This window comes from Hyphomicrobium zavarzinii ATCC 27496, from assembly GCF_000383415.1.
In the GTDB taxonomy this organism is placed as follows: Bacteria; Pseudomonadota; Alphaproteobacteria; order Rhizobiales; family Hyphomicrobiaceae; genus Hyphomicrobium_C; species Hyphomicrobium_C zavarzinii.
Genome location: NZ_KB911260.1, coordinates 234,668 through 242,936 on the forward strand (window position 1 = coordinate 234,668; position 8,269 = coordinate 242,936).

6 protein-coding genes are annotated in these 8,269 nt (G+C 65.3%); 2 read left to right on the plus strand and 4 right to left on the minus strand.

Annotated elements, in window-relative coordinates:
- Positions 1-96 precede the first annotated feature (96 nt).
- The 4 genes from rnr to F812_RS24475 form a co-directional block, all read right to left on the minus strand.
- Positions 97-2,412, minus strand: coding sequence for a ribonuclease R (gene rnr / locus F812_RS24470; protein ID WP_020087304.1), 2,316 nt, complete (start codon positions 2,410-2,412; stop codon positions 97-99).
- A gap of 31 nt (positions 2,413-2,443) precedes the next feature.
- Positions 2,444-5,194: a type I DNA topoisomerase gene (gene topA / locus F812_RS0117580; protein ID WP_020087305.1), complete on the minus strand. Its 2,751-nt coding sequence runs from the start codon at positions 5,192-5,194 to the stop codon at positions 2,444-2,446.
- Between the two features lie 254 nt (positions 5,195-5,448).
- Positions 5,449-5,712 (minus strand): hypothetical protein, encoded by a 264-nt coding sequence (locus tag F812_RS0117585; protein ID WP_020087306.1) that lies wholly within the window; start codon positions 5,710-5,712, stop codon positions 5,449-5,451.
- A 171-nt stretch (positions 5,713-5,883) separates the two neighbouring features.
- Positions 5,884-6,597: an HAD-IA family hydrolase gene (locus tag F812_RS24475; RefSeq protein ID WP_020087307.1), complete on the minus strand. Its 714-nt coding sequence runs from the start codon at positions 6,595-6,597 to the stop codon at positions 5,884-5,886.
- A gap of 143 nt (positions 6,598-6,740) precedes the next feature.
- Between F812_RS24475 and rpiA the strand changes: the two genes are divergently transcribed.
- The gene (gene rpiA / locus F812_RS0117595) at positions 6,741-7,469 is read left to right on the plus strand and encodes a ribose-5-phosphate isomerase RpiA (RefSeq protein ID WP_020087308.1); all 729 of its coding nucleotides are present in this window, start codon (positions 6,741-6,743) and stop codon (positions 7,467-7,469) included.
- 104 nt (positions 7,470-7,573) lie between these two features.
- Positions 7,574-8,269, plus strand: a 696-nt coding sequence (locus tag F812_RS0117600) for an FAD-dependent oxidoreductase (protein WP_020087309.1), incomplete at its 3' end; no start/stop codon positions are given.

Genomic DNA, 8,269 nt, shown 5'->3' on the forward strand with positions numbered 1-8,269 from the left:
AGGCGGGATCCCCGGCAGGGGCTCGGTGACCTCTCGCTGCTCACTCTAAGCGGGCCTATGCTCGCTCTCAACGTGGCATTGTCTCTCTTATCCGCCTCATCTGCGCCGCTGGCGAGGGCGCTTGCGGAATTTGTGGGCGCCCTTGAGGTGGCTGAGCGTGCCTTTCTTACCCGGCGTCAACATCTCGAAACGCAGGGCGCCGGCGGTGGGCACGGCCTCTACGAGGCGCACCGTCACCTCGTCGCCGAGCTGATAGGTCTCGTTGCTGCGGCTGCCGACGAGGGCGTGGGCTTCCTCAACGTGGTTGTAGAAGTCCTGTCCCAGCGTCGAGACCGGCACGAAGCCGTCGGCGCCCGTCTCCTTCAGCTTGACGAAGAGACCCGAGCGCGTGACGCCCGCGATGCGTCCTTCGAACGTCGCGTTGATGCGCTCGGCCAGGTGAGAGGCGATCAGGCGGTCGACGGTCTCGCGTTCCGCGGCCATGGCGCGCCGCTCGGCGTCGGAGATCTCCTTGGCGGTATCGGCGAGGCGCGTGATCTCCTGGTCATCGAGGCCATCCGGGCCAAGCTTCAGCGCGCGGATCAAGGCGCGGTGCACGATGAGATCGGCGTAACGGCGGATTGGCGAGGTGAAGTGGGCGTATTTCGCTAGGTTCAATCCGAAGTGGCCGATGTTCTGCGGCGTGTATTCGGCCTGTGCTTGAGAGCGGAGGACGACCTCGTTCACGAGCTCCGGCACGGGTAGCGACTTGGCTTGCGCGAGGATCTTGTTGAACGCCTCAGGCTTGAGGACGTTGCTGGCGGGCAGCCTCATGTCGAGCGTTTCGAGGAAATCGCGCAGGCTCTTGAGCTTCTCCTTCGAGGGCACGTCGTGCGTGCGATAGACGAGCGGGGTCTTCATCTGCTCGAGCGTCTCGGCGGCCGCGACGTTCGCCTGGATCATGAACTCCTCGATCAGGCGGTGGGCATCGAGGCGTTCGGGTACGACGACGCGGGCCACACGGCCTTCCTGATCGAGAAGGATCTTGCGCTCCGGAAGATCGAGGTCGAGCGGCTGGCGCTGGTCTCGGGCGCGGGCAAGCGCGCCGTAGGCTTCCCACAACGGCGCGAGCGCGCGCTCCATGAGAGGGGCGCATTTCTCACTGACGCGTCCGTCGATGGCAGCCTGGGCTTCCTGGTAGCTGAGCTTGGCCGCACTCTTCATCACCGCGCGCAGGAACTCGTGGCGGCGCTTCTGGCCGTGCGCGTTGAAGATCATGCGGACGGCGAGGCAGGGCCGGTCTTCGCCTTCGCGCAGCGAGCAGAGATTGTTCGAGATGCGCTCTGGCAGCATGGGCACGACGCGGTCGGGAAAGTAGACCGAATTGCCGCGAAGCTGGGCTTCCTTGTCGAGGCGGGTTCCGGGGCGGACGTAGTGCGCGACGTCGGCGATGGCGACGATGACGACGAAGCCGCCGCGGTTGCGCGGATCGGCATCGGGCTCGGCGTAAACGGCGTCGTCGTGGTCACGCGCATCGACGGGGTCGATGGTGAGGAGGGGCAGTGAGCGCAGGTCCGTGCGGTCGTCTGCCGAGAACGGCTCCAGCGCTTCGCTCTCCGCCATGACGGGGGCGGGGAAATCGTCTGGCAAGCCGTGGGCGTGGACGGCGATCAGGCTGATCTTGCGCTGGTCGTGCGGGTTGCCCAGGCTTTCGAGCACGCGCGCTTCGGAAACGGACTGGCGGTTGCGCGCCGAAAGATCGAAGCGGACGAGGTCGCCGTCCTTCGCGTTGCCGTCGTTGCCCTGGCGCACCTGCCAGGCGCGCAGCTCGCGGCGGTCCACGGGCTCGATGGTGCCGCCGCCGCGCGCATGGGTGCGATAGATGCCGAGCATGCGGCGTTTGTCGCGCGGGAGAACCTTGATGGGCTCGGCCTCGTATTTGAGGCCTTCGACATCGGGCTCGGCGAGCTCCGTCACGCGAGCAAGAATGCGGTCGCCGACGCCGATGATGGCGTCGCGCTCCTCGGCGCGTGCGCGATGGGTGAGGACGAGCACGGCGGGGGCTTCGCCGTCGGCCGCATTCCAGACGGCCGGGCGCGCGATGAGATCGCCGTCGCTGTCGCGGCCCGTCACTTCGAGCACGGTGACGGGAGGAAGCTTGCCGACCTCGCGCAGCTCCTTGCGGGTGCCCGAGAGCAAGCCTTCGGCTGCCATTTCGGAGAGCAGGCGCTTCAAGCCGATGCGCGCCTCGCCCTTGATGTTGAAGGCGCGGGTGATCTCACGTTTGCCCGCAGTGCTGTCGCTTTCGCGCAGAAACTGAAGGATCTCCTCGCGCGAGGGCAAACCCTCGTCGCGCTGCCGCCTTACGGGCTCTCTGCGAAACCCTTTGCCACCTTTCGGCATCGAGCGTCGCGTGGGCGGCTTGCGTGCCATGACTGACCTTATGCGGAGATCTTCGTCGCCATCAGCTTTCGGTGGAGGCCTTCGAGGCGGCTTTCTTCTTGGCGGCTGGCTTGGCTTTGGCGGCGGTTGAGGACTTGGGCTTTGCAGCCTTGGCCTTGGCGGGCTTCTTCTCGCCCTCCGCTTCGGCGTCGGCCGCGGCTGTCTTTGAAGACTTCGCCTTGCCAGCTGCCTTCCTCGCAGGCTTCTTGCCGCCGCCCTTGGCGATGCGCTCCTGCAAGAGGCGGATCGCGTCGTCGATCGTGAGGGTTGCGGGATCGGTGCCCTTGGGCACCGTGGCGTTGACCTTGTCGTGGCTGACGTAGGGGCCGTACTTGCCTTCCAGCACCTGGATCTTGCCGCCGCCGCCGGGATGCTCTCCGAGATCCTTCAAGACGGTCTTGGCTGCCGCGCGACCGAAGCGATTGCCCTTGCCCGCGCGCTTCTCCGCAATCAGCGTGACCGCGCGGTTCAAGCCGATGGTGAAGACATCCTCAATGCTGTCGACGTTGGCATAGGTGCCGTCGTGCTGCACGAAGGGGCCGTAACGGCCGAGGCCGGCGAGGATCGGCGTGCCGGTCTCCGGATGGATGCCCACCTCGCGCGGCAGAGAGAGAAGCTGCATGGCCTTCTCGAAATCGATGGTGGCCGCATCGATGCCGCGCGGGATCGAGGAGCGCTTCGGCTTCTCGTCGCCTTCGGCTTCACCGAGCTGGAGATAGGGCCCGAACCGGCCGGATTTGACGAGCACGGGGAGCCCGGTCTCGGGATCGAAGCCAAGCTCGCGGTCACCCGTAGCGCCCGAGGCATCGCCCGTGAGCTGGCGGGTGTATTTGCAGTCGGGATAGTTGCCGCAGCCGATGAAAGCGCCGGACTTGCCCGAGATCTTGAGCGACAGGCGGCCGGTGCCGCACTTGGGGCAGGCGCGCGGATCGGATCCGTCCTCCTTGGCGGGGAAGATGTGCGGCCCGAGCATCTCGTTCAGCGCTTCGAGCACATCGCCGACGCGCAGGTCCTTGATGCCGTCGATGGCGGTGGTGAAATCGCGCCAGAAATCGCGCAGCACCTCTTTGTACTCCATCTCTCCGGAGGAGATGAGATCGAGCTTCTCCTCGAGCGCGGCGGTGAAATCGAACTCCACATACTTGCGGAAGAAGCTTTCGAGGAAGGCGATGACGAGGCGGCCCTTGTCCTCGGGGATGAGGCGCTTCTTGTCGATGCGGACGTAGTCGCGCTCCTGCAGCACGGCGAGCGTGGAGGCGTAGGTAGAGGGGCGCCCGATGCCGAGCTCCTCCATCTTCTTGACGAGGGTGGCTTCCGAGTAGCGCGGCGGGGGCTGCGTGAAGTGCTGCTCGGCCTCGATCGCGCGGTCGGTGACGCGGTCCCCCTCGCGGAGCTGGGGCAGGCGGCGGCTGGTATCCTCCTCCTCGGAGGTATCTTCCTTGCCCTTGTTCAGGGTCATGACGCGATCGTCACGGCCTTCGTCGTAGACCTTGAGGAAGCCGTCGAACTGAATGACGGAGCCCGTTGCGCGCAGCGTGTACGTCTTGCCGTCGCGGCCCTTGATCTCGATATCGGCGGTTGTCTGCTTGAACTCCGCCGAGGCCATCTGGCTCGCGACGGCGCGTTTCCAGACAAGCTCGTAGAGGCGAGCCTGGTCCTTGTCGAGATAGCGCGCGACATCGGACGGCTTGCGCGTCACGTCGGTGGGGCGGATAGCCTCGTGTGCTTCCTGCGCGTTCTTCGCCTTGGTCTTGTACTCGCGGACGAAGGGAGCGACGTACTTCTGCGAGTATTCGCGCGCCACGAGACCGCGGATGGCGTTGATCGCCTCCGGCACGATGGTGACGCCGTCGGTTCGCATATAGGTGATGAGGCCGACCGTCTCGCCGCCGACGTCGACGCCTTCGTAGAGGCGCTGGGCGACCTGCATGGTCTGCTTCGCGGAGAAGCCGAGCTTGCGAGAGGCATCCATCTGCAGCGTGGAGGTCGCGAACGGCGCATAGGGGTTGCGCTTGACGTCCTTGCTCTCGACGGAGACAACGCGGAACTCGCCCTTCTCGATGGCGCGCTTGATGGCGAACGCGGTCGCCTCGTCCTTGATGCCGAGCTTCTTCAGCGTTTCGCCGCCGATCGCGTTCAAGCGAGCCGGAAACTCCTCGCCCTTCGCAGTGGCCAGGGTGGCCTCAATGGTCCAGTATTCGTCGGTCTTGAAGGCCTCGATCTCGGCCTCGCGGTCACAGACCAGGCGCAGCGCCACGGATTGCACGCGGCCGGCAGAGCGCGCGCCCGGCAGCTTGCGCCAGAGCACAGGAGAGAGCGTGAAGCCCACGAGATAGTCGAGGGCGCGGCGGGCCAGGTAGGCGTCCACCAGAGGCTCGTCGATCTGGCGCGGTTCGGCGAGTGCGGCGAGGATCGCCTGCTTGGTGACCGCGTTGAAAGCCACGCGCTCGATCTCGAGACCCTTCTTGAGGGCTTTCTTCTGGCCGAGGATCTCCAGCAGGTGCCAGGAGATGGCCTCGCCCTCGCGATCAGGGTCGGTGGCGAGAATCAGTTTGTCGGCGTTTTTGACCGCGTCTGCGATCTCGCGGATGATTTTCTGGGAGCCGCCGTCGATCTCCCAGGTCATCTCGAAGTCCTTGTCGGGGACCACGGAGCCGTCCTTCGACGGCAGGTCGCGGACGTGACCGAAGGACGCCAGCACCTTGTAGTTGCTGCCTAAATATTTGTTGATCGTTTTGGCCTTGGCGGCCGATTCCACGATAACGACGTTCATAATATTGCGGGCCTTGACCGTTCCGGCGCCTGGGATTTCCCGCCGCGCTCCACTTTAAATTGTCCGACGCGGTGCGCTGCGCGGGACGGTTCCATGCTTCAAACTCGGGCCGGGAACATGGGAGAGGATCGGCCCGCTGTCAAACGGCCTACCGTCTCAGAGCCTTTCCAAAGCCCTAATATAAAGAGAGCGGCACAGGGGCCGCTCTCCCGAAATCATTGGATATTTTCGCTCCGGCGATGGCGCCCGGAGGATTATTTTCCGATCGCGCCTTCGATCTCCGTGGCGACGGCGGCGGCCTCGGTGAACTGGCTCTGCTCGCAATGGCCTTCGAGCTTGGTCAGCAGATCCTCGATCTTGGCCAGCTTGTCCTCCGGGAGCTTCTTTTGCTCGGCGGATTCGGCCAGGTCGATGGCACGCTTCAGGCACTCGTCCGAGTCCTTCGGCGCATCGGCCGCGAACGACGCAGTGGCGAGGGCCGCGGAGATCGCAAGAGCGGCAGTCAGTGATTTCAGCATATGACGTATCCTTTGTCCTTGTGACCTGTCGCAGGTCTCGAACGCGGCCGTATGGCGCCGGCGCATTCTAACGTGTTGAGTTGTCTCGTTGTCCCTGACAGCCCGGCGTTGTGCCGCCAGGCCAGCCCCTGACCGCCTCCTCGACGGCAAACGTCCTAGGCGTGCCATCTGTTAAATTTGTGGCTTTGCAGCTCCGGCCGCGGCTCCCGCGGAAAAATTGGCGAGGAGCGCGCGGACGGCGGGTTCCAACTCGCCATAGCCCGTGATGATGGCGTCCGGCGCGAGGGTATCCATCGGCGCATCCGAATAGCCGAAGGTGCAGCCAATGACCGGCACGATGGCGGCGCGGGCGGCTGCGATGTCGATGCTGGTGTCGCCCACCATGACCGCGTTCCTCACGTCACCGCCCGCCATGCGCACGGCGCCGGTCAGGTGATCGGGGTGGGGCTTGTAGACCGGGAAGCTGTCTCGCCCTGCGATGGCGGCGAAGAGGCCATCGATGCGCAGCTCCCGCAGCAGGCGCTCGGCGAGCGCGAGGCGCTTGTTGGTGCAGATGGCCAGGCGGGCGCCTTCTCCCTTCAAGCGCTCGAGCACCTCCACGGCGCCTTCGAAGGGGCGGCTCTCGCGGGCGATGTTCGGCTCGTAGTAATCGAGAAAGAGCGCCAGGAGGCGGTCCAGCTCGGCGTCCGGCAGCGTGAGGCCGGTCTGCTTCAGCCCCTCCACAATCATGCGGCGGGCGCCGAACCCGATGGCGTGACGCAGCGTTTCGGCAGGGATGGGAGGCAGATCGAGGTCGGCGAGGGCGTGGTTGGTGGCGGCGACCAGATCGGGCGCCGTATCGACGAGCGTTCCGTCCAGGTCGAAAACGAGGGTCGCATTTTGCATGGTCCTCGTTTATGCGCTTAAGATAGGGCTCGCAAGGCGCACATCCGCCGCATTCTTCCGTCTGAGCCTCTTCCGGCCGTTCTTCAAGCTTGCCCTCGCGCTGATCGGCTGGCAGACAAAGGTATTTTCGGAAGGACAACGGAATGTCGTCGGTCGATACCTACAAGCTGGACGCAGCGCGCCGGGCGCTGAGCTTCGTGGAGCCCAGGATGCGGCTCGGCCTGGGTACGGGCTCGACGGCTTCACTGTTCGTAGAGCTGCTGGGCGCGGAGGTTCAGAAGGGACTTTCCGTCATCTGCGTGCCGACCTCGGAGGAGACGCGGATCAAGGCCGCGCGCTTCGGCATTCCCCTGACGACGCTCGACGAGACGCCGCTGCTCGATCTCACGATCGATGGGGCGGACGAGCTCGACGGCGAGCTGCGGCTGATCAAGGGCGGGGGCGGCGCACTGCTGCGTGAGAAGATCGTCGCCACGGCGTCCGACCGCATGATCGTGATCGCGGATTCTTCGAAGCGCGTGGAAAAGCTCGGAGCATTCCCGCTTCCGGTCGAGGTGGTCCGCTTCGGTGTGACGGCCACGCGCAACATGATCGAGATGCTGGCCGCAGACGCGGGCTGCCATGGCGAGATCAGGCTTCGTCTGGGTGCGGATGGACAGCCGTTCGTGACGGACGGCGGCAACTACATCTTCGACTGCGCCTTCGGGCGTCTCGACGATCCCGAATCCCTCGACGAGGCATTGAAGTTCATTCCGGGCGTGGTGGAGAACGGCTTGTTCCTCGGCATTGCCGATGCGGCCATCATCGGCGGTCCCGACGGGGTCGCGGTGATCGAGGCCAGCTACGGGGAGAGCCACGAAGAGGCGGTCTGATCCCGGTCTTGGCCGGCGCTGCGGCGGCCGGGCAGGTTGCGCGGGTGGCGCAGTTCAGTCAGGTTTACGCCGACTTACGGACCCATGAGCCCGAGCCTTAAAACATGACAGCGACGGACTATGATCTCTTCGTCATCGGTGGCGGATCCGGTGGCGTTCGCGCGGCGCGCATCGCGGCCGGCTATGGAGCGAAGGTCGCGATCGCGGAGGAGGACCGCTACGGGGGCACGTGCGTCATCCGCGGGTGCGTGCCGAAGAAGCTGCTCGTCTATGCGTCGCGCTACGGCGACGAGTTCGAGGATGCGCGCGGCTTTGGGTGGACGAGCGGGCCTGCGACGTTCGACTGGCGGACGCTGATCGCCAATAAGGATCGCGAGATCGCCCGTCTGGAGCAGATCTACGAAAGCAATCTCAAGGCCAAGGGCGTGGTGACGCTCAAGACGCGCGCGGAGCTGATTGGCCCCGGTGCGGTGAAGCTTTCCGACGGGCAGCGGATCACGGCGCGGACTATCCTGATCGCGACCGGCGGGCGGCCGAGCCGTTACGGCGATATTCCGGGCGCCAATCACATCGTCACCTCGAACGAGGTGTTCGAGCTGGAGGATCTGCCGAAGCGCATCGTGGTGTGCGGCGGCGGTTATATTGCGGTCGAGTTCGCCTCGATTTTCGCCGGGCTCGGCGTGGAGACGACGCTGGTTCATCGCCGGGACAAGGTGCTGCGCGGCTTCGACGAGGATCTGCGGGACGGCCTGATGGAAGCGCTCGCGGGGCGCGGGATCAGGCTCCTGATGAATGAAGCG

What these genes read in the sequence shown, in the direction of transcription:
- rnr (WP_020087304.1), bottom strand. Translation starts at nt 2,412, where the DNA reads ATGGCACGCAAGCCGCCCACGCGACGCTCGATGCCGAAAGGTGGCAAA.
- topA (WP_020087305.1), bottom strand. Translation starts at nt 5,194, where the DNA reads ATGAACGTCGTTATCGTGGAATCGGCCGCCAAGGCCAAAACGATCAAC.
- F812_RS0117585 (WP_020087306.1), bottom strand. Translation starts at nt 5,712, where the DNA reads ATGCTGAAATCACTGACTGCCGCTCTTGCGATCTCCGCGGCCCTCGCC.
- F812_RS24475 (WP_020087307.1), bottom strand. Translation starts at nt 6,597, where the DNA reads ATGCAAAATGCGACCCTCGTTTTCGACCTGGACGGAACGCTCGTCGAT.
- rpiA (WP_020087308.1), top strand. Translation starts at nt 6,741, where the DNA reads ATGTCGTCGGTCGATACCTACAAGCTGGACGCAGCGCGCCGGGCGCTG.